Origin of the sequence: Ottowia thiooxydans, from assembly GCF_040548795.1 — a bacterium.
Classification (GTDB): Bacteria; Pseudomonadota; Gammaproteobacteria; order Burkholderiales; family Burkholderiaceae_C; genus Ottowia; species Ottowia thiooxydans_A.
On sequence record NZ_JBEPSH010000005.1, the window covers coordinates 152,011 to 174,213 of the forward strand.

Here is a 22,203-nt window from a genome sequence, read left to right on the forward strand (position 1 = left end):
AGTGGCCAAGGCTGTGAAGAAGCCAGCACCTGTGGCAAAAGCAGTTCAAAAAGCCGCTGCTGCACCTAAGGCCGTCAAGAAGCCAGCCGTTGCAGCCAAGCCCGTGAGCAAAGCCGTTCCTGCCAAGAAAGCTGTTCCTGCGAAGAAAGCAGCAGCACCTGTGGCAAAAGCTTCAGCAGTCATCAAGCCTGTCAAAGAAGCCTTTACCAAGGCCGCACTGGTGGAGCATCTGGCAACGCAATCTGGCGTGGAATCCAAAGGCGTCAAGGCCGTGTTGGCCGCGCTCGAAGCCACCGTGCTCGGTGCTGTTCACAAGAAAGGCCAAGGCGAATTCACATTGCCCGGCCTGCTCAAGATTGGCGTGCAGAAAATCGAAGCGAAGAAAAAACGCTTCGGCAAAGATCCATTCTCGGGTCAAGAGCGTTGGTTCCCAGCCAAACCAGCTAGCGTGCGTATCAAAGCGCGTGCTCTGAAAAAGCTCAAGGACGCAGCAGCCTAAGCCGCAATAGACTCTGCGGCGTACGCAGTACGCTGCAGAGTCTGTTCAATGATCGTCTCTTGTGCGATCAATGGGGTCGTAATTGATGACACCCCCTAGACCGTTCGGGCTGAGCTTGTCGAAGCCTTGCACAACGCTTCGACAAGCTCAGCGCGAACGGACTTTTGTGAACTCCAAGTCATTGAGCAGGAACAAGGAACTTGCACTGGCGCAGGCAAGGTTAACGTAGGAGGCATAGAATTTCCCGCCTCTACCCGTTGGACCCGCCTCATGTCTTCTCCGCTGATCCGCATACGCGGTGCTCGCCAGCACAATCTGAAGAACCTCGATCTCGATATCCGCACCGGTGAACTGACGGTGGTCACGGGCCCCAGTGGCTCAGGAAAATCGAGCTTGGTGTTTGATACCCTTTATGCCGAGGGACAACGCCGTTACGTTGAAACCTTTAGTGCCTATGCACGCCAGTTTCTCGACCGCATGGACAAGCCTGCGGTGGACAAGGTGGAAGGCGTACCCCCAGCCATCGCCATTGATCAGACCAACCCGGTTCGCAGTTCGCGCTCCACGGTTGGCACAATGACTGAGCTGAATGATCATCTCAAGTTGCTTTTTGCGCGTGCGGGCCAGTTGTTCGACAGCCAGACTGCGCAACCCGTACGGCATGACACCCCTGAGACCATCGCAAGCACGCTGGCAGAGCGCGCCGCGCAACTGAGCGACCCCCGGCTGGTGGTGACCTTCCCGGTGGAGTTGCCAGGAGGCACCTCCGCAGAGGAAGTTGAGCAATGGCTATCTGCGAGTGGTTTTACCAAGGTGCAGGCCGAGCGCGAAGTTGTGGCACCTGATGGGGGCACCAACAAGGTCCTGGACGTGGTGGCTGATCGCTTTCGCATGAGCAGTGCGGAGCAAGCGCGCGTGATCGAAGCGATCGAAGTGGCGTTGCAACGCGGAGCAGGGCGTCTGAACGTTTATGCCTTGCGAGAAGAGGGGGAGCCTGATCTGTGGCGCTTCTCTACGGGCCTTCATTGCCCTGACAGCGATTTGCGCTACCGCGAGCCGATTCCTTCGATGTTTTCCTTCAACTCCGCAGTCGGCGCCTGTGAAGCCTGCCGCGGTTTCGGGCGGGTCATCGGGGTGGATTGGGGTTTGGTGATCCCAGACCACAGGCTCACGCTGCGTGCAGGCGCGATCAAACCTATTCAGACCCCGGCGTGGAGCGAGTGCCAGGACGATCTCATGCGCCATGCAGAGACTGCGGGCATTCCCCGCGACACGCCATGGAGCAAGCTGACGGCCGACCAGCAACGCTGGGTGATCGAAGGCACCCCCAATTTCAAGGAAGGCAACTGGAACAAGCAGTGGTATGGCATTCGGCGGTTCTTCAAATATCTGGAGAGCAAGGCCTACAAGATGCATATCCGTGTGCTGCTGTCCAAATACCGCAGCTACACCACTTGTCCTGATTGCGGGGGGGCGAGGTTGAAGTTGGAAAGCATGCTGTGGCGCGTCGGTACACGCGCCGATGCGGATGCAGAGCTGCCTTCCAGCCAGCGCTTCATGCCAGTGGGTGTCATGTGGTCACGCGAGCAGCTTGAGGCCTTGCCCGGGCTTTGCCTGCACGATCTGATGCTGCTGCCCCTGGAGCGCTTGCAGCGGTTTTTTGCGCGCTTGGGAAGTGCAGAAGAGCATGCGGTAGAGGCCAAAACCGCCAATGCGAACGCTCAGGCCCTGAAACTCATACTTGAGGAAATCCAGGCGCGATTGAAATACCTTTGCGACGTGGGCATTGGCTACCTCACGCTAGATCGCCAGAGTCGGACGCTGAGCGGCGGTGAGGTTCAACGTATCAACCTGACCACCGCCTTGGGCACTTCCCTCGTCAATACGCTTTTTGTGCTGGACGAGCCCAGCATCGGTTTGCACCCGCGCGACATGGACCGTATCACGCAGGCCATGCAGCGGCTGAAGAATGCGGGCAATACCCTGGTGGTAGTCGAGCACGACCCCGCCGTGATGATGGCCGCGGACCGCGTGCTTGATTTCGGCCCAGGGCCGGGCACGCTAGGCGGACGCATTGTGTTCGACGGAACGCCGGAACAATTGCGCGGAGCCGACACGCTCACCGGCGCCTATCTGGGGGGGCGGAAAACCATAGCCGGTGGCGTTGCCCGTCCTGTGGCAGACAACACCCCTCGGCTGATTCTTGAAGGTGCAACGGAGCACAACCTCAAGAATGTCTCTATCGATTTCCCCTTGCAGCGCCTGGTCACTGTGACGGGCGTTTCCGGTTCCGGAAAATCCACCTTGATCCAGGACATCCTGGCGCCTGCTTTGCTCCGGCATTTTGGCAAGGCCACGGAGTCTCCTGGCGCGCACGACCGCCTGCTCGGTGCCGATCATCTCAGCGAGGTGGTCTTTGTCGATCAATCGCCTATTGGCAAGACGGCGAGATCCAACCCCGCCAGCTATGTGGGGGCCTGGGATGCCATTCGCACCCTGTTTGCCGACGCACCGCTGGCCCGCCAACGCAGCTATACCGCGGCCAAGTTCAGCTTCAACTCAGGCGATGGCCGTTGCCCTACCTGCGGAGGATCCGGCTTTGAGCACGTGGAGATGCAGTTTCTCTCTGATGTGTACCTTCGCTGCCCGGATTGCGACGGAAAACGCTATAGGCCAGAGATTCTTGAAGTCACCATAGAGCGGCTCAGCGCAGAGCGCGGGAGCGTGTTCCTGAACGTGGCTGATGTACTGGATCTGACGGTGGCCGAAGCCGTTGGCCTTTTTTCACGCGACCGAGAGGTCGTCAGGGTGCTGCAGCCGCTGGTGGACGTAGGTCTTGACTATGTCAAGCTGGGCCAACCGGTGCCCACGCTGAGCGGGGGAGAAGCACAGCGTTTGAAGCTTGCGGGCTTTCTGGCTGAGGCGGCCAAAAGCAGCACAGCAAGCAAGCAACCCAAAGCCACCAAGGGCACGCTTTTTCTGTTCGACGAGCCCACCACAGGTTTGCATTTCGACGACATCGCCAAACTCATGCGCGCGTTTCGCAAGCTGCTGGATGCCGGCCATTCCTTGATCGTGATTGAGCACAACCTCGATGTCATGCGTGCCAGTGACTGGCTGATTGACCTCGGGCCCGAAGGCGGCGAGGCAGGTGGTGAACTCGTAGCGCAAGGTACGCCGGACGAAGTTGCTCGCCACCCTCGGTCTCATACCGGCGCTGCGTTGCGCGAGTATGAAATTTTGATGGCCAATCGATCAACGCTTAGCCTGAAGGAAGCCCATGCGGGGTATTTGCCCGCACAGCCGCAGGTTCAGCGCTCGAACCAGATCGAAATCATTCATGCGCGCGAGCACAACCTGAAGAACATCAGCGTGGAAATCCCGCGCGGCAAGTTCAACGTCATCACGGGCGTATCGGGTTCGGGTAAGTCCACGCTGGCCTTCGATATTTTGTTCAATGAGGGGCAGCGGCGCTATCTGGAATCGCTTAACGCATACGCCCGCAGCATCGTGCAACCTGCCGGTCGGCCTGATGTGGATGCTGTCTATGGCATACCGCCTACAGTGGCCATTGAACAGCGTCTGTCCCGTGGCGGTCGCAAGAGCACGGTGGGCACGACCACCGAAGTGTGGCATTTCCTGCGCCTGCTCTACGTGAAGCTGGGTGTGCAGCACTGCATTCACGACGGTGCCGCGGTACAGCCGCAAACCCCTGAGCGTATTGCCGCTCAGATCATGACGCGCTATCGGGATCAGACCATAGGCCTGCTGGCGCCTTTGGTTGTGGGCCGCAAGGGTGTCTACACCGAGCTGGCCGATTGGGCGCGGCCACGTGGTTACACGCATTTGCGTGTGGATGGCGAATTTCTGCCTACCACCGGATTTCCTCGCATCGACCGTTTCAAGGAACACAATATTGAGCTCCCGGTGCTGAGTCTGGTCGTGTCACCTGCCCATGAGACGCAGCTGCGCCAAGCCATTGCACGGGCGCTGGAACATGGCAAAGGTGTCGTCCAGGTATTGAGCGATCTCGGCGACTTGGGCTCCGCGATGCAAGAGGGCCGGTCAACCAAAGGTATTGGCCGCGTAGATGCGTTTTCTACCACACGGGCCTGTCCTATTTGTTCGACGAGCTATGCCGAACTCGATCCCCGCTTGTTCAGCTACAACAGCAAGCACGGTTGGTGCAAAGACTGCGTGGGCACAGGCGTCAAGCTGACCAAGGAGCAGCGCAAGGTTCTAGATGATTCCGTCCTGGCCGATGATCAGAAAGGACGCGAGCAGACGTTTGCCGAACCCGATATTGAAGACGTGGCGGACGTGGCTTGCCCAAGCTGCCACGGCACGCGCTTGAACCCAACCGCGCGTGCCGTGCTGCTGGAGCCGGCTCACGCCACCGCAGGCGGTAGTGGAGACAATCAAGCCTCTGGAGATCAAGCTGACATTGGTATCACGGAACTGGCGCGCCTTAGTGTGCACGACCTCCGAGATTGGTTCGAATCCCTTCACCTGATGGGGCGGGATGCGGACATCGCGCGCGACCTGGTCCCTGAGATCAAGAGCCGCCTTGATTTTCTCAAGCAAGTGGGCCTGGGCTACCTGACGCTGGACCGGGGCGCGCCTACACTGAGTGGTGGCGAGGCGCAGCGTATTCGGCTGGCGGCCCAACTGGGTAGCAACCTGCAGGGCGTTTGCTACGTTCTGGATGAGCCCACTATTGGCCTTCACGCACGAGACAACCGCATCTTGCTGAACGCTCTGCAAACGCTGAGCGACAAAGGCAATACGCTGGTGGTGGTAGAGCACGATGAAGACACCATCCGCCAAGCCGAACATTTGATCGACATCGGCCCGGGCGCTGGCGTGCGCGGCGGGCAGTTGGTCGCTCAAGGGACTTCTGCCGACCTTGAAGCTGCGGCGGATTCCGCCACGGGCCGATATCTGCGCGATGCGATGCGCCACCCCGCTCAGATGCGCCGTCCGGTTGAGTTCGCAGCCGACACCACGCTGTCGGTCCTGGGAGCCAACCTGCACAACCTGAAAGACGTCGACGTGGCCGTGCCTCTCAAGCGGCTGGTTGCGGTCACGGGAGTCAGTGGGTCAGGAAAATCCACTTTGGCACGTGATGTACTGTTGGCCAACGTGGCAGCCTGGGTGGGTCAACGCGCAACCAAGGCTGGACGCGACGCCATGGACGCTGGCAAGGCGCCACCCCTGGCCGGATGTACGGGGCTGCGGGGGTTCGAGAAGATCGACCGAGTGCTTGAGGTTGATCAAACTCCCATTGGCAAGACTCCAAGGTCCTGCCCCGCTACCTACATCGGTTTCTGGGACACGGTGCGCAAGCTGTTCGCCGAGACGCTGGAGGCGCGAGCACGCGGCTACAGCCCGGCGAGGTTCAGCTTCAATACGGGCGAGGGGCGATGCCCGGGTTGCGAAGGCCAGGGCATGCGCACCATCGGGATGAGCTTCCTGCCGGATGTCAAGGTGCCCTGTGAGGTTTGCCATGGCGCCCGCTTCAATCCAGAGACTCTGGCGGTCACTTGGCGCGGTAAGAGCATTGGCGATGTACTGCGCATGGAAGTGGATGAGGCGGTCGGCTTTTTCAGCACCATGCCCAATATCGCACACCCCTTGCAGCTACTTAAAGACGTGGGGCTGGGTTATCTCACACTGGGTCAGCCCTCACCGACGCTTTCTGGGGGGGAGGCACAGCGCATCAAGCTCGTGACCGAACTGGCGCGGGTGCGTGACGACGTAGGAAGAAGGGGTCAGAAGGCGCCGCACACGCTCTACGTCCTGGACGAACCAACGGTCGGCCTGCATATGCAAGACGTGGAAAAGCTTATTCATGTCCTGCATCGGCTAGTTGATGGCGGCCACAGCGTCTTGGTCATTGAGCATGATCTGGACCTTATCGCTGAAGCTGACTGGGTCATCGACCTTGGCCCCGAGGGTGGCGACGGCGGCGGCCGGCTGGTGGCTGTGGGAACGCCTGAAGCGGTGGTGCAGATGGGCACCCACACTGGAGAGGCGCTCAAGAGAGTGCTTTCGCGGTAGCTGCCAAGTCTGCAAAGTCCGGAACAAAAGCAAGTTCAGCCAGTCCTATGGCTGGCTTGCAGGGGCTTGGCTGTTCGCATTGGCGCCAGCCGTGCATAACTCCTCACCGTTCTGTAACTCTTCGTGCAACGATCGCAACTTGAGATTACATTTAGCCCGCCGCTTTACACAAATCAACATTGCGCCCTAAGAATACGGCTCATTGACATCCGGATTTCCAATAATGCTTGCCACGTCAACCAGGCGTTTTTTCCAGAGAAACGCAGCGGAATTTCAATCGATCCCGCCATTCCCCCGACGCGGGCTGGGAATGCCGCTGAGTCATTCGCAGCTTAGAGTGCTGAATCCGCGCATAGCTGCTTGGGCGGCGTTTGCGCTGGGAATTGCAGTGCTGAGTGGATGCGGTAAAAGTGCGCCCACCCCTCCGGCGCAGCCTCGCGTAGCTGAAGTGGGTGTCACTGTGCTTAAAAAGCAAAGCCAACGGCTGGACACCACCTTGCCCGGCCGCACCTCGGCTTTTCTGAGCGCCGAGGTCCGTCCTCAGGTCACCGGTATCGTGCAAAAGCGCCTCTTCACCGAGGGGGCGCTGGTCAAACAGGGGCAGCAGCTCTATCAACTGGACGCTGCCAGCCTTCGTGCAGCAGAAGCCAGTGCCATGGCCGTGCTGGCCAAAGCGGAGGCCAGCCAACGAACCCTGGAGGCCACCGCACGGCGCAACGCGGAGTTGGTCAAGATTACGGCTATCAGCCAACAGGCGTATGAGGAAAGCCAGGCAGCCGCCAAGCAGTCTGCGGCGGACGTTGCAGTGGCGAAAGCCAATCTCGAGAATGGCCGTATCAACCTGCGCTACAGCCGCATTGAGGCGCCAATTTCCGGTCGGATCAGCTTGTCGAGCGTGACGCCTGGAGCTCTGGTGACAGCCAACCAGACCACGCCGCTCACAGAAATCGTGCAGATGGACCCCATGTACGTCAACTTCACGCAGTCCACTTCGGAGATGCTGAAGCTCAAGAACGATCTGGCAGCGGGGATCTACCAGAAGCTGGATGGCGAGCAGCTGTCTGTTCGCATCGCTCTGGAGGACGGAAGCGAATACAAACATGAAGGCAAGCTCCGCTTTTCTGGCCTGATCGTCAACCCCACCATGGGCACCGTGACTTTGCGTGCGGTATTTCCCAACCCTGATGGCGTGCTGATGCCTGGCATGTATGTACAGGCCAAACTCCCTACGGGTCTGGCGCCTGATGCCATTCTGTTGCCTCAGCGGGCTGTCTCCCTGGACCTGAAGGGCCGTGCCAGTGTGCTGGTGGTGAAAGAAGACAGCACGCTAGAAAAGCGGTTTTTGGAACTGGGCCGCGCCATTGGCACTGACTGGTTGGTGCAGACCGGCTTGAAGGACGGTGATCGCGTGGTCATCGACGGGCTCCAGCGCGTGAAGCCCGGTGACAAGGTGAACGCTGTAGAAGGGGGTGATCGCCCGCAGAGCGGCGACAAAAAGGTGGATCCGCAGGCCGCCGCTGCCGCACTACGAGCTGCGAATCAACAGAAGTAACCCAGAAGTACCCAGCACATGGCCCAGTTTTTCATCAACCGGCCCATCTTCGCATGGGTCCTTGCCATCATCATCATGCTTGCGGGGGCCCTGTCCATCTTCAAGCTGCCGCTGGAGCAATACCCCGACATTGCACCGCCGCAAGTGACGATCGGTGCGCAATACACAGGTGCGTCGGCTGAAACCGTCCAGAATTCGGTCACTCAGATCATTGAGCAGCAGCTCAAGGGCATCGACAACATGCTCTACATGACCTCCACTGCAGACAGTGCGGGGCGTGCAAGAACCACATTGACCTTTGCGCCGGGCACGAATATTGACGTGGCCCAGGTGCAGGTGCAGAACAAGCTTCAGGCAGCTACCAACCGCTTACCCGAGGCCGTCAAGAGCCGGGGCGTATTTGTGAATAAGGGCGGCCAGGATTTCCTGGTGACCTATAGCTTTTATTCCACGGATCCATCCATGAACCAGGTGGATATTGGCGACTACCTGAACGCCAACCTGGTGGATGTCATTGCCCGCATTGACGGTGTGGGTGACGTCAACGTCTTCGGCACCAGCTACGCGATGCGGATCTGGATGGATCCCGCAGCCATGCAGCAATTTTCGCTGATGCCCTCGGATCTGATCAGTGCGCTCAATGCGCAGAACGCGCAGGTCTCTGCCGGCCAGTTGGGTGCCTTGCCAGCGCTGGAGAACCAGCAGCTCAATGCAACCATCACTGCGCGTACCAAATTGCAGACGGTCTCGCAGTTTGAAAACGTGGTTCTCAAGACCTCGCCCGATGGCTCCATCGTGACCATCAAGGACGTTGCGCGGGTCGAGCTGGGCGCGGACAACCTGACGGTCAAGTCCAAGATCAACGGCATGGTGGGGGCCGGTATGGGCATTGTGTTGGCCGATGGCGCCAACGCGATGGAAGTGTCGGACGCAGTGGCTGCCAAGCTGGCAGATCTCAAGCCCTTCTTTCCGAATGAGATTGACTACTTTGTCAGCTCGGACTCCACGCCTTTCGTGCGCGCCTCCATCAAGGAGGTGGTGATGGCATTGGGCGAGGCGATGGTCCTCGTCGTGCTGGTGATGTTCCTCTTCCTGCAGAACTTCCGCGCGACATTGATTCCTGCCATTGCGGTGCCGGTGGTGCTGCTGGGAACACTGGGGATTCTCTCGGCTGCGGGCTTTTCCATCAACACCCTCACCATGTTTGCCATGGTGTTGGCGATCGGGCTCCTGGTGGATGACGCCATTGTGGTCGTGGAGAACGTTGAACGCGTCATGCATGAAACCGGCATGCCGGCCAAGGAGGCCACCAGACACTCCATGCGAGAGATCACGCCCGCCTTGATCGGCATCGGTGTGACGCTGTCGGCGGTGTTTGTACCGATGGCCTTCTTTGGCGGCTCAACCGGGGTGATCTATAGACAGTTCTCGATCACCATTGTGGCGGCCATGGTCCTTTCGGTCTTTGTGGCCCTGACACTGACGCCTGCGCTGTGTGCCACTATCCTGAAGCCACCAGCGCATATGGACCCTCATGCGGCACCACGCCGTGGTCTGTTTGGCTTGAGCGACCGGTTTTTCCGCTGGTTCAACTACCACTTCGACAACACTGCGGACCGTTACCAACGGGGCGTTGGTGGAATCTTGCGCCGGTCCAAGCGCATGCTGCTGGTCTTTCTGGCTATTGTGGGCGTCGCGTGGTTGCTCTTCGCGCGGCTGCCTACCTCGTTCCTGCCTGAAGAGGATCAAGGCTTTGTGACCGTCACCATCAACCTGCCTTCAGGTGCGGCGGATGCGCGCTTGCAGGACGTTCTGGATCAAGTGCGAGAGTACTTTGAGAAACAGCCCGATGTCATCAGCTTCAACCAGGTGTCTGGTCTGAGCGGTGACCAAAGTTCAGCACGCGGCTTTGTTCGTCTCAAACCATGGGCTCAGCGACCGCTGAAACAGCAGTCGGCCTCGGCCATTGCACACAAGGCAACGCGGGAGATGGCATCCATTAGAGATGCTCGCATTTTCGTCAACATGCCGCCCGCAGTTCGTGGATTGGGTTCCAGTGCCGGATTTAACTTCCAACTCAAGGACATGAATGACCTGGGGCATGCCGCCCTCCTGGCAGCCAAGGACAAGTTTGTGGCCGAGGCGCGCAAACGCCCCGAACTGACCAATGTGCGCTCCACCAACCTGGATGACGCAGCCGAGCTGCGACTGTCCATCGATGACCGAAAAGCTGCGGCGCTGAATCTGTCCTATGCGGACATCAACAGCGTGCTTTCCAGTGCCATGGGCGGCACCTATGTGAACGACTTTTTGAACAACAGCCGTGTCAAGCGGGTGTATGTTCAGGGGGACGCCGAGCATAGGATGCTCCCGCAGGACATTGCGAAGTGGACCGTGCGGAACAAGAATGGCGAAATGGTGCCTTTCAGCGCTTTTTCGACTTCGTATTGGGCGTACGGTTCGCCGCAGTTGATGCGCCACAACGGTGCACCTTCGTACGAGTTGGCGGGTAACGCCGCACCGGGCGTCAGCTCCGGATTGGTCATGCAGATCGTGCAGGACATTCTGAAGGAAATGCCAAGCGGCATTGACTATGAGTGGATCGGAGCCTCGTTGCAGGAACGTCAGTCAGGCGCTCAGGCACCACTGCTCTATGCCATCTCCATTTTGTTCGTCTTCTTGTGCCTGGCCGCGCTGTATGAAAGCTGGACCGTGCCCTTCTCCGTCATTCTGGCCGTGCCGCTGGGTGTGGTGGGGGCCTTGCTGGCCACTTACACACGGGGCTTGACCAATGACGTTTATTTCCAGGTAGGCCTGTTGACCACTGTGGGATTGGCCGCAAAGAACGCCATCTTGATCGTGGAATTTGCGGTGCAGTTGCAGGAACAAGGAAAAAATGTGTTTGATGCGACCGTAGAAGCCGTTCGCATTCGACTGCGCCCCATCCTCATGACGTCATTGGCCTTTGGCTTTGGTGTGCTGCCTTTGGCCATAGGAACGGGCGCTGGCGCAGGAGGCCGCAACGCCATCGGCACGGCGGTGCTGGGCGGCATGGTGGCTTCTACCGTTCTGGGGCTCTTTCTGGTTCCGGTGTTCTTCCTGCTGATTCGCAGCTGGTTCAAGAGCCGGTCCCGTGTTGACGATGCGGCGGAATCGCCAACGACAGCGCCCCACGCTACTGACCCCCACTCTCAGACATCTGCCGCATGAAGAAAAGCATCACCATCATGCAGCCGGCGACGGCTGCACTACTGGCAGCCGTTTTGCTCTCAGCGTGTAACGTTGCACCCAAATACGAGCAGCCTCCGCTTGCAGTGCCTGAAACACTGTCACCCGGCGCTGGTACGCCCGTCATCGCCAGTGAAGCCAGCCTGGCGTTCGCGCAAGCGCAAACCTGGATCCAGGATGCGCAGCTTCGTGAGGTAGTGGCGCTGGCGCTTAGCCACAACCGTGACTTGCGAGTAGCCATCGAGAACATCGAAAGAGCGCGCGCTCAATACGGCATCTCACGGGCTGATCTGTTGCCCTCCGTCAATGCTCAAACTCAGGCGTCCCGTACTCGTATCGCAGAAGACCTGAGCAGTACCGGCCGTTCCAGTGTCAACAACCAGTTCACTGCCCAGCTCGGTTTTGCCAGCTACGAAATCGATTTCTGGGGGCGCGTGCGCAACCTCAATGAGGCTGCACTGCAAAGTTTTCTGCAATCTGAGGATAACCAGCAAAACGTGCAGATTGCGCTGGTGGCGGATGTCACCAATGCCTGGCTGAATCTGGCTGCAGACAAGGCGCGCTTGCAGTTGGCCAAAGTCACCCTGGAGGCGCGAGAGAAATCGTACGAGCTGACCAAGAAGATATTTGACATCGGCTCCACCTCCGGCCTGGTGCTTGCGCAGAACCTTTCCACGGTTGAGACGGCCCGGGGCGATGTCGCAGCGTTCACCTCTCAAGTGGACCGGAGTCGCAACGCTTTGCAACTGCTGGTCGGTGGCCCGGTTCCCGCAAACTTGCTGCCAGCGGAAAGCCTGATGAGTTCGTCCAGTGGCGGGGCCACGGCGCTTTTGCCTTCGCCTGAAGGCCTGCCGTCCTCACTTCTGCTTCAGCGCCCTGATCTGCAAGCGGCCGAGCACAACCTGCGCATCATGAATGCCAACATTGGCGCTGCCCGGGCAGCCATGTTCCCCACTATATCGCTCACAAGCAGCCTGGGTACTGGCAGCAATGAGCTCAACGGTCTTTTTGGCGGCGGAAACTCCACCTGGAGTTTTGTTCCCTTGATCCGCATCCCCATTTTTGATGCGGGCCGCTTGCAGGCCGGCGTTCAGGTGGCTGAGTCCAATCAGCGCACTGCAGTAGCGCAATACGACAAAGCCGTGCAAACGGCATTCAGGGAAGTGTCTGACGTATTGGCCGACCGCGCCCAATGGAGCGAGCGACTGCGTGCACAAGAAGCCATGGTGCAGGCGACCCAGAAAACCTTCGACCTGTCAGAGGCCAGGTTCACATCCGGAGCAGACAACTACCTGACCGTGTTGGACGCCCAGCGAAGCCTGTACGCAGCCCAGCAAACATTGCTCACTCTTCGCCTGGCAGAGCAGATCAATCGCGTCACGCTATGGAAAGCCCTCGGTGGGCGTGAGGCGGTCGCGCAGTCCTGAAAAGTTGTCGTGCTGGGGATTGTCTCGGACCGCCGAGCACCTGCTCGGCACAATCAATACCGAGTTGCGGTTGATCGATTAGAGCCGTTCGGGCTGAGGTTCCATTGCTCAGTCAAACTCCAAACACCGTTCGGGCTGAGCCTGTCGAAGCCTCACGCGGCGCTTCGACAGGCTCAGCGTGAACGGTTTGTAATTTCTAAAAAGCAAATTGGAGTAGAGCCAGGACGCATCTGCGTCCGAACCACCGTTCCTGTCGTTAGCCGCGCGTGCTAAGGCCGCTTATCAGGCGACTTATGGCGGTACAGCCACTGGCTGGCCCCCAGGTAATTCACGGTCATACCGGCCAAACTCCCTGCGCCCACGTACATGGCCAGCCAAAATGGCGCTTGCGAGTAGCGCCAGGCCAGGAATGAATAAACAGCCAGATTGACCGCACCACCCCCCAGCATGAGGCCCAGGTAGCGCAGATATTCCTGCCAGATGTTCATGCTCGCCGTTCGCCCCGCGAACGATAGGTGTCGATTGACCAACCAGGTCGCCGTCGCAGCGGCCAGAAAAGAAATCGCACGCGCCGCGTAAACACCCAAGGTGTCACGCAATGCGGTCAGCACGGCAATGTCGACTACCAAGCCTAGAACCCCGGCTGCTGCGAACCATAACAGGCTACGGCTAAGTTTCATGGTGTGTGGCGGGGCATCTTGCTCAAGATGATCAAAGCCCCTTGTCCTTCAATAGCGCTCGCGCCACTTCAGCGAACCCGGCACCGCGCTCGCCTTGTGTGATGTAGCGTGGTTTGTGCTGAAGCTCGGCCTCGAATCTTCGGATGTTGGCCACGCCCACGCTGTGCGGCAGGCGTTCGAACATGAGCTGGTCATTGGTCGAATCACCCACGTACACCCAACGGTCCGTTTCGTCCTGCAGTTCACGGCCAAACAGCGTGCGCGTGATCCAGCAAGCGCCCTGCCACTTGTTGTGGTCACCAATCCATCCATTCACATGAATACTGCTCACGCTGGCATTCAGACCCTCGCGCCGCATGACTGCCACCACCTGGGCAATTTGCGATTCATTCAAGTGACTGAATTCACTGTGGTCCACGGCAATATCCGTTTCTCTGCCCGCAGAGTCGCTCGCCAATACCGCACCAGGTACTTCCCGGAGAACGCAAGTTGCGACCTCTTGAAGACGAGAAAATTTCGCGGCACGCGTGGCGGCGTCTTCCTGATAAAGCGTGCGGTGCTCCACCATTGCAACCGAACCGTTTTCTGCGACGATCGCGTCCACCGGCCAGGCCTGCGCGAATGGTTCACTCCAGCCTACGGGGCGGCCGGTGATCGCAACCACATGCAGCCCCGCAGCTTTCAGGGCAGATAGAGCGTCCAGGGCATCTGGAGTAATTGCGCCATCAGTGGTCAGCGTGTCGTCGATGTCGGTGAAGACGCCTTGCACGTCTTGCCACGCACCTGTCTGCTTTTGTTCCAGCGATATCAGCGCAGATTCAGTCATCATCTGCCAAATCGATCGATAGTGGCTCTGTAGGGACGCGCTCCACGTCGTGATGCAGAAATGCAATCAAGAACTGAATCCCGATGATGAGGGGCAACGCTGCCAGCATGACAGTGCCGCTGGTGGCAGGCTCGCCCGTCGCATCGCTCATAACCCAGTGAACCAGCCCGAAGATCACACCCAGCAAACATAAAAGTCCCCCAAGGATGCTGTAGAGGCTGCCCAGATTGAAGTCGCGCAAAAGATAAAGGTAGACGTAGCGCTTAAAAAATCGAGTGACGTGCTTGACCATGAACTCCGGCAGCACTTTGGACACCTTCAGACTCGATTCCTCATCTGCGTACACGGAATCCATAGGGATGTCGCGTACCACCGCCCGCACCGTATTCAGGTGGTAGAGCATGTCGGTCTCGAAAAAGTAGCGCTTCTCCAACTTGTGCAGAGGCAACTCTCGCAAAACACTGGTGTGGATGGCCGTATAGCCGTTGGTGGGGTCCATCACAGACCAGTAGCCCGTGCTCAGCTTATTGATGAAAGATAGCGCGGCATTTCCGAACAGGCGTATGGGTGGCATTCCCTTCAGCGATTCAGGCCGATAGAAACGATTGCCCTTGGTGTAGTCGGCCTTGCCACGCGCGATAGGCCGCACGAAATGCGGGATCAATTTCGGATCCATCTGCCCATCGCCATCCACCTTGACGACGATGTCCACTGGCTCTTCGAGTGCCGCCCGATAGGCCGTGGCGATGGCACCGCCCACGCCCTGGTTTTCCTCATGAAAAATCACTCGCACCCTGGGATCATGACACTCACTTTGTACCAGCGCGCCACTGTTTTGTGGGCACTTGTCGTCCACCACGAAAATGCGCTGCACAGAGGACGGGATGCCGGCAATGACGTCAAGAATCTGAGCTCGAACCTTGTAGCAGGGAATGGCTACGGCTATGCGTGGAGGCATCGTCATATCAGCTATGGCCCCCTATGGATGCCAAGGTCACCCCTGCCAGGATGAGCGCACCGCCAGCCAATGTTTGCCAGGTGATCGCCTCGCCCAGCATCATCCAACCAAGAACGGGCACGATAAGGAAGGCAAGCCCCATGAACGGGTACGCAATGTGCAGCGGCGCATGGCGCAGCACCCAGATCCACACCAGGGTGGTGACTCCGTACAAGGCGAGGGCCGCGATGAGCCAACCATTGAACACCCATTGTTGCCAGTTGGCGGCGTTGATAATGGATTGCGCTGCTTTCTTGAAGAGCAGTTGCCCGAGCGAAATGCCTAGGACACAGAGGACGGTGATACTGGTGAGTAGCGGGGTCATGGTATGGGCCCAAGAGGCTAAGGCCGGTCATCGGGGGTCACGGCGAAGATAGGGGTCGATAGCACGATTTTGATGGATGAGGGCGTGCGCGGCTTCCGGTAATGTCGATTTGAGCAGCTCCGCTCCCGCCCAGGTCACGATAGTTCCGGGTGGACAGTGAAATGTAATGGAGAGGGCGCCCGATCCGGCGGGGCGCATTTCACCATTGCCATCAATGGCATAAGTATGCATAGCGCTGTCCGGTTTTAGGTATAGCGTTGGTAGCGGCTCATATCGAGTTTGCTTTGGGTGCGCGTTGGTTAAGGCCAGTGTGGCCTTTCGGCAGGCGTTGATCGCACCATCTTCGGGTGAGGATACCGCGAAGCGCAACCGCCAGATGCCATCCATTACCTGGATGGGCGCCAACGTATCGGCGATTACCACCTGCAATGGGAGCGTCAGTGTGGCAGGGGCGCTTTCTAGCCGCCAGCGGTCACTTCCCAGAGAACTCGCTGAAGCGGCGTGAATAGGCCCCATGGACGAACGATCTAGTAGAACTGCCACTGGGCCCGGGCGATAAGGATCCATGCCCCAGCTTTCGTGGTGAAGCGAATACCGGTGTAGCACACTTGGCATACCTGCCAGCATTAGCACAATGAGTGCCTTCCCAGCCAACCATACTAATCTGCGAGCAACGGGCAGATGTCTAAATTTCTCTGGAAGCTGAAGCACAATGGCCGTGCCTACGCTTGCAAGCAGGATCATCCACGGTTCCAGAAAAAAGGTGTTGTAGCGTGTGTTGTACAGAACGGGTGTGAGTTGGAGCGACATGCCCAATACACCGAGTAGCAACAGTCCCAGAACCACGATCTTCTGACGCTCCATTCCCGGGCGCCCTGGCAAACGCAGCCTCCTATTCAAAGCTCGTCGCTTCGAGGAGATCAATATGGTCAATGCCGCTAACCCTATGGCCAGCCATTCGAACGTTCGGAAGCCGCGGAGATTTCGCGACATTCGCATCTCAGGGGTACTGTAGAAGAGCCAAGCCTTGAGCTTTTGAGCGAAGAATGAGGTGTTATCCAAAAACGATGTGTTTTTGACAATATCGAAAGCCACGCGCGTATTGATTCTTTCCGATTGCAGTGCGAGTGGATTGCCTTTCGTTTCGGGCGCGACAGTCAATGGTGTCACGCCCGCGTCATAGTTGAAGCCCGAGAAGACAGGCTCCAAGCCCATCTTGAAAGGACTAACTCCGTAATACAGCCCTGATCCTGAGCCCGTTCCAATGCCCCAGAGGCCGAAGCAAAGTCCGTTTTTCAGCACTACCGCGGCTGGAAGTACCAGCGCGGCGATGAATGCAACGACAACAGGTCGATTTAAAAAAATCGCCCGAGCGGCATGTGCGAAGCTTGTATTGACGCGCAGCCAAGAAAGAGCCGTCCATGACGCCAAACCAGCGACCAAGGCCGCCAACGCGAATATCTGAAGAACGGGACGCGAAAGCAACGTGACCGTCAGCCCTAGTGCCGCCCACCGGAGAGCGGCTCGGGGCTTGGATTCATTCAAGGCATATTCCACGACTGACATGGTCAGAAGCATTAGGCCGAACAGATAGATAGACTCAGTCAGAACCAAGGGTATATGGCGTGTGAGATCCGGGTGGAAAACTATCAAGGCTGTCGCGAGAATGCCTGCCCAGATGCCTCCTAGCTGGCTGGCAGTTCGCCACATCATCAAGATGCACGTCAAAAACAGAAAGCAATTGGCTAACTGGATGAGTGCCGGGTCTGCACCCCACAGCGCAGGCCAGATATAACCCAGTGGCGCTACGTAGTAACTGGCTGGATCCTCGGTCAGGAACTCCCAAGGATGATCGAGCAGTGCGCGGGCATTGGGCAGATAGGTCCAATATGCATCGTTGTTGAGGGGAGCGTCGGGCGACGGAAAAAAACGAATAAGCTGCCGGGTTGCCTTAGACAGCAGAAGGACTAAACAAACTACTGAAAAATAAAACCAAAATATGCGTGGCATCGAAATCAGGTCCGATGTGTATATTGTGGTCACCCCGTCTTTAAAACTTTTTCCTTTGTAGCGTGCAATTTTCATGCTATGCTGTTGCATTTTTTTGTGGCGCTTAATTTTACTGAATCGATTTAAAATTAGGGCAAGATTTTAAGATTTATTGAGCTTTTTGTGGCTAGATGGAGTGGAATTTTTTGAGAGACCATGAAAATAAATAAAATTCCAAGCTTGGAGTGATTGCATGCGTGAAACCACCTTTCTTTTTAGATCGTTTTTGCTTGCCATGGTGCTCGGGTGTCTATGGATAAGCAATGTCGCGGCTTCGAGCGGCGAGCCTTGGGCCTTGGTGGAGCAAGTGCGAGCACATCAGGCAGATGCGAATGTTGAAGTCATAGTTAAAGGCATAATCCCTTCTGCGATAGTCAGTGATTTTAGTGTAAGGCCTGGTGAGCCAAATATATTCATTAAGGGCCTTTCCGTAAAATCACGTTCAGATGAAAATTCTGATTTCGAGTTCACGGTTAATTCGGAAAAATTTCAAAATGGAGGTTACTTTCCACTAGCTATTGGTATTGAGTATGAGAGCAAATATCACCCGTTGATATTTAAGTCTGGAGCCGAGCTTTCGGCACATGTGCCTGTAATCTATGGCCGGCACTGGACAATGTTGGCCGTGATTGTGATTGCTATTGGATTGGGTTTGTCCCGCCACTTTCAAAATTGGTGTGGGAAGCTTGGATGTTGGGTGGAGCGGCATCAGCGTACGCTGGCCTGGGGGATTGGCGCCTTAGCGTTGCTGCTGGTGGCGGCAGGTTGGACCGGGAGTTCCTGGCGGCGTATGGCTGACAGCTATGCGGGTAAATCGTTTCTTGAATGGCAAGGTAGCCAATGGCATTCGCGTTCTTTCAAGCTTGATCGCTGGGACGAATGGGGTGTAATTACACCGGCAGTATTTGCGCAGTTGAATCACGAGCCGAAATTCCCTATCGTCAACACCAATATCGGCCCTGAGGGGCAGAACATGGGGGTCATAGGTATGTTTGGTGTACCTATTGCTCAAGTGGCCGCGCTGGCTAGACCTGCTACGTGGGGCTATTTTGTTCTGCCTTTGCGTCAAGCCATGAGTTGGCAGTGGCAGATTCAGTTCTGGGGTTGTCTTCTGGCGGTATGGTGGTTTCTGAACACGTTGCGGGCCGGACAAGCGGGTAGGAATCTAGCGTTAGCCACGTCATTTTGCATGGTGCCCTATGCGGCAGGTTGGTCCAACTGGCCCTTGTACGCCAGTTTGTTTCCGGTCTTGAGCTTTTGTTTGGCGGCTAAATTGCTCCGCACTCGATCGATGATGAGTACCTTATCCCTGGGGGCGGCGCTAGGGTGGGTGCTAGCTAGCTGGGTCCTGGTGTTGTATCCGCCATGGTTGGTCATCGTGGGTAGTTTGTGTGCGCTTTTGATGCTGGGCTGGGTACTGGATCACCGCAGAGAGTTGGTGTGGGGAATTAGCCAATGGCTGGCCTTGTCGTGTGCAGTGGTTGTGGCTGGCGTGTTGCTGGGTAGTTGGTGGCTGGATACGCGCGATGCGGTGGCGCAGGTCCAGGCAACCGTATATCCAGGCGGAAGACAGGCAGAGTTGGGTGGTAATCCCTCGCTGATTTGGATGCTGCGGGGGTACTTGGGCTTGGAAGCATTTGCCAATAACATGGGCCCGGCCTCTAACAAATCAGAGATCAGTTCGTACTTCTTTGTGCCTTTTGCGATGGCAGCAGTGCTGCTCTGGGGCGCCTTCAAGTCGTCGCGACCCAGAGGGGTGTGGCTAGGCTTGGTGACGTTTGTGGCCATTTATGCGTGGTATTGCTTAATGGGCTTTCCATTGTGGCTCGCCGAAATGTCCAAGTGGGGTGTTCTGACCATCAATCGGATGGATTTGGGCTTAGGTTTGGCTATGGTGGTTTTGACATGCTTGTTACGGTCACCTTCGTCGATCGGTGTTCAGGTAACCAGGAATTTGCCATCGGGGGAATTCTCGCGTTTTGCTCACTCAGGGATGGGGATCGCCTTGGCAGCGGGCAGCGCTGCATTGGCCTGGTGGATGCTGGCACACATCGGTCCAGATCTGATGCCGCACAATCCCTGGCCCTTTCGAGCAGCTGTTGTTCTTATGTGCGCAGCCATGGCTTGGTGGATGTGGCGCAGACAGGCTATGGCCTTGACGCTAGCCATGCTAGTGATGGGTTTTGGGGCTGCATTTACATACACGCCGGTCTCAAGAGCTCCAGAAGCGGTATGGCTATCCGATGCCGTCAAGCCTTTTGTGACAGATGCGAGCAGGCCACGACTGGCCAAAACACTGGTCGTAGATAGTGATTCGCTGCCGGCAATGGCTTTGGCTGCACTCGGAGTACCAGTGATCGACGGCCCTTTGTATTACCCCCACCGAACGCTATGGCGTGGGATGCAGTTGCCCGAGGATCAGTGGCCAATAGTCAATCGGTATCAGCACTTGGTCTTCTTGCCGGAGAAGAATGTGGCGGGGCCGTTGCACTACCGCGTGATGTCGCCGGGCATGGATGCTGTGAGGGTGTTTTTTGACCCCATCGCATTCGACTTCACACGCACAGGAGCAGAGCGTGTTGTGTCGCACGAGAGCTTAGCTAACGCGCTGGATGGAAACTCGGGGTTGGAACGAATTGGCGAGCACCGTCAATATGTTTGGTTTCGAGTGAAATGAGGTGCCTTTTGTAGAACAGTTTTTTTGACCACGATGCGGCATTACGGGGGTAGAGGTCTTTTTTGTCATCTACAGTTCTTTCGTGACCCAGACCACCCCCCGAAATTCGGACGGCTTGCTCTCTGGGATTTAACTAACTGTCTCATGATGCCTTGGATTTACTTCCGATTAGTTAAAGTTCGGACTTGCATTGGCTTGCCCTTGATGAATTTGGCAGCGTAATTAATTTCCTGACTGAAGCGCAAGTCCTGCGTGCTCCCGCAATGGATGGAAGTGAATCTTTGGAAACCGCTCCTGCGCCAGCCTGACATCGTAAGGACTGGTGCACAAATATGCCAAGGTGTTCGCAGCATCTTGCGCCATTCGCAGTGGATAGGCATTTTCGAACGCGCGCAGTTCTGCCGGCGTGTCGGCGGTAATCCAACGGGCTCCAGTATATTGGCAGCCTTCTAAGCGCACGTCGCAGTCGTACTCGTTGTTCAAACGGTGTTGCACCACTTCGAATTGCAACTGGCCTACCGCACCCAGCAGCATATTGCCGCCAGCTTCGGGTCTAAAGACTTGGATAGCGCCTTCTTCGCCTAACTGCATCAGGCCTTGTTGCAGTTGCTTGGTGCGGAGGGGGTTTCGAAGCACCACAGTCATGAACATCTCGGGTGCGAAGAAAGGCAGCCCGGTGAATTGAAGGTTGGCACCGTCGGTGATGGTGTCGCCGAGCTGCACGCCCCCGTGTGTGGTGAAGCCGATGATGTCCCCCGCATACGCCTCTTCCACTGCTTCACGGCGCTGACTCATGAAGGTCACCACACTGGTGGGGCGCAACTCTTTGGCTGTGCGCTGCACCTTCATCTTCATGCCCGGCGTGTATTTGCCAGACGCCACGCGTACAAAGGCAATCCGGTCGCGGTGGTTGGCGTCCATATTCGCCTGCACTTTGAACACCACGCCTGAGAATCCTTCATCTTCCGGTTGGATGATTTTTTCGACAGGTTGTTTGTTGACCAGCAAGGAGCTTTTGCGTGGGCCGGGTGAGGGCGACATATCCACGACAGCGTCCAAAACCTCCATCACACCGAAGTTGTTGACACCGGAGCCGAAAAACACAGGGGTGAGTTTTCCAGCGAGGAAGGCTTCGTGGTCCCATTCAGCCGATGCCCCTACAGCCAATTCCATGCTCTCCATGGCATCGTCGAACGATTGGCCAAAGCGTGCGCGCAATCTGTCGGCGTCGTCCAGCGAGATAACTTCAAAGTCTTGCGGGCGTTTTTCGCTGCCGGACTGAAACACAGTCATGCTTCGGGTCCGCAGGTTGATGATGCCGCCGAAAGCCTTGCCCTGACCCACGGGCCAGGTAATGGGACAGCAGGGCATACCTAGTTCGCGCTCGACCTCGTCCATGATGTCCAGCGGGTCGCGCACTTCACGGTCCATTTTGTTCACGAAGGTGATGATGGGCGTATCACGCTGGCGGCAAACTTCGATCAAACGGCGTGTCTGCGATTCGACCCCGTTGGCAGCATCGATCACCATCAGGGCCGAATCGACTGCGGTCAGCACACGATAAGTGTCTTCTGAGAAATCCTTGTGGCCAGGTGTGTCCAGCAGGTTGACGACGTGGTCGCGGTAGACCATTTGCATCACTGACGACGCCACCGAGATGCCACGCTGCTTTTCGATTTCCATCCAGTCGCTGGTCGCGTGTCGGCTGGCCTTGCGTGCTTTCACGCTACCCGCAATCTGGATCGCACCCGAGAACAGCAGCAGCTTCTCGGTCAGCGTGGTCTTGCCCGCGTCAGGGTGGGAGATGATGGCAAAGGTGCGGCGACGCCGCGTTTCGGAGACGATAGACAAAACAAAATTCCGTTAAGAAGCGAAGCAAGACG

The 22,203-nt window shown here is 57.4% G+C and carries 12 protein-coding genes; 6 read left to right on the forward strand and 6 right to left on the reverse strand.

All coding sequences use genetic code 11. The features are described from left to right. Positions 1-31 precede the first annotated feature (31 nt). From ABIE13_RS12860 to ABIE13_RS12880, 5 genes are all read left to right on the forward strand, one after another. Positions 32-499, forward strand: a complete 468-nt coding sequence (locus ABIE13_RS12860) for an HU family DNA-binding protein (RefSeq protein ID WP_436278418.1) — start codon at positions 32-34, stop codon at positions 497-499. Positions 500-769: 270 nt separating this feature from the next. After that, complete coding sequence (uvrA, locus tag ABIE13_RS12865; protein WP_354443985.1) at positions 770-6,559, forward strand: excinuclease ABC subunit UvrA; 5,790 nt, start codon at positions 770-772, stop codon at positions 6,557-6,559. A gap of 310 nt (positions 6,560-6,869) precedes the next feature. Next, on the forward strand, positions 6,870-8,111 hold the full coding sequence (locus ABIE13_RS12870; RefSeq protein ID WP_436278409.1) for an efflux RND transporter periplasmic adaptor subunit: 1,242 nt from the start codon (positions 6,870-6,872) through the stop codon (positions 8,109-8,111). Positions 8,112-8,129: 18 nt separating this feature from the next. Then, positions 8,130-11,321 (forward strand): efflux RND transporter permease subunit, encoded by a 3,192-nt coding sequence (locus ABIE13_RS12875; protein WP_354443989.1) that lies wholly within the window; start codon positions 8,130-8,132, stop codon positions 11,319-11,321. Then, complete coding sequence (locus ABIE13_RS12880; RefSeq protein ID WP_354443991.1) at positions 11,318-12,766, forward strand: efflux transporter outer membrane subunit; 1,449 nt, start codon at positions 11,318-11,320, stop codon at positions 12,764-12,766. The genes ABIE13_RS12875 and ABIE13_RS12880 overlap by 4 nt, the downstream gene beginning before the upstream one ends. A gap of 269 nt (positions 12,767-13,035) precedes the next feature. On the opposite strand, the gene ABIE13_RS12885 is transcribed toward ABIE13_RS12880, so the two are convergent. From ABIE13_RS12885 to ABIE13_RS12905, 5 genes are read right to left on the reverse strand one after another with little or no spacing between them, the layout of a single operon-like run. After that, a complete protein-coding gene (locus ABIE13_RS12885; protein WP_354443993.1) occupies positions 13,036-13,446 on the reverse strand; it encodes a GtrA family protein in 411 nt (136 codons plus the stop codon). A gap of 31 nt (positions 13,447-13,477) precedes the next feature. Beyond that, a complete protein-coding gene (locus tag ABIE13_RS12890; protein ID WP_354443995.1) occupies positions 13,478-14,275 on the reverse strand; it encodes an HAD-IIB family hydrolase in 798 nt (265 codons plus the stop codon). Beyond that, positions 14,265-15,236 carry a glycosyltransferase family 2 protein gene (locus ABIE13_RS12895; protein ID WP_354443997.1) on the reverse strand — a complete coding sequence of 324 codons (972 nt, stop codon included), beginning with the start codon at positions 15,234-15,236 and terminating at the stop codon, positions 14,265-14,267. The genes ABIE13_RS12890 and ABIE13_RS12895 overlap by 11 nt, the downstream gene beginning before the upstream one ends. 1 nt (position 15,237) lies before the next feature. After that, a complete protein-coding gene (locus ABIE13_RS12900) occupies positions 15,238-15,594 on the reverse strand; it encodes an EamA family transporter (RefSeq protein WP_354443999.1) in 357 nt (118 codons plus the stop codon). Between the two features lie 27 nt (positions 15,595-15,621). After that, positions 15,622-17,679 carry a hypothetical protein gene (locus tag ABIE13_RS12905; protein WP_354444001.1) on the reverse strand — a complete coding sequence of 686 codons (2,058 nt, stop codon included), beginning with the start codon at positions 17,677-17,679 and terminating at the stop codon, positions 15,622-15,624. Positions 17,680-17,836: 157 nt separating this feature from the next. Between ABIE13_RS12905 and ABIE13_RS12910 the strand changes: the two genes are divergently transcribed. Next, positions 17,837-20,320: a DUF7657 domain-containing protein gene (locus ABIE13_RS12910; protein WP_354444003.1), complete on the forward strand. Its 2,484-nt coding sequence runs from the start codon at positions 17,837-17,839 to the stop codon at positions 20,318-20,320. A 222-nt stretch (positions 20,321-20,542) separates the two neighbouring features. On the opposite strand, the gene ABIE13_RS12915 is transcribed toward ABIE13_RS12910, so the two are convergent. Then, positions 20,543-22,171 (reverse strand): peptide chain release factor 3, encoded by a 1,629-nt coding sequence (locus ABIE13_RS12915; RefSeq protein ID WP_354444005.1) that lies wholly within the window; start codon positions 22,169-22,171, stop codon positions 20,543-20,545. Positions 22,172-22,203 lie beyond the last annotated feature (32 nt).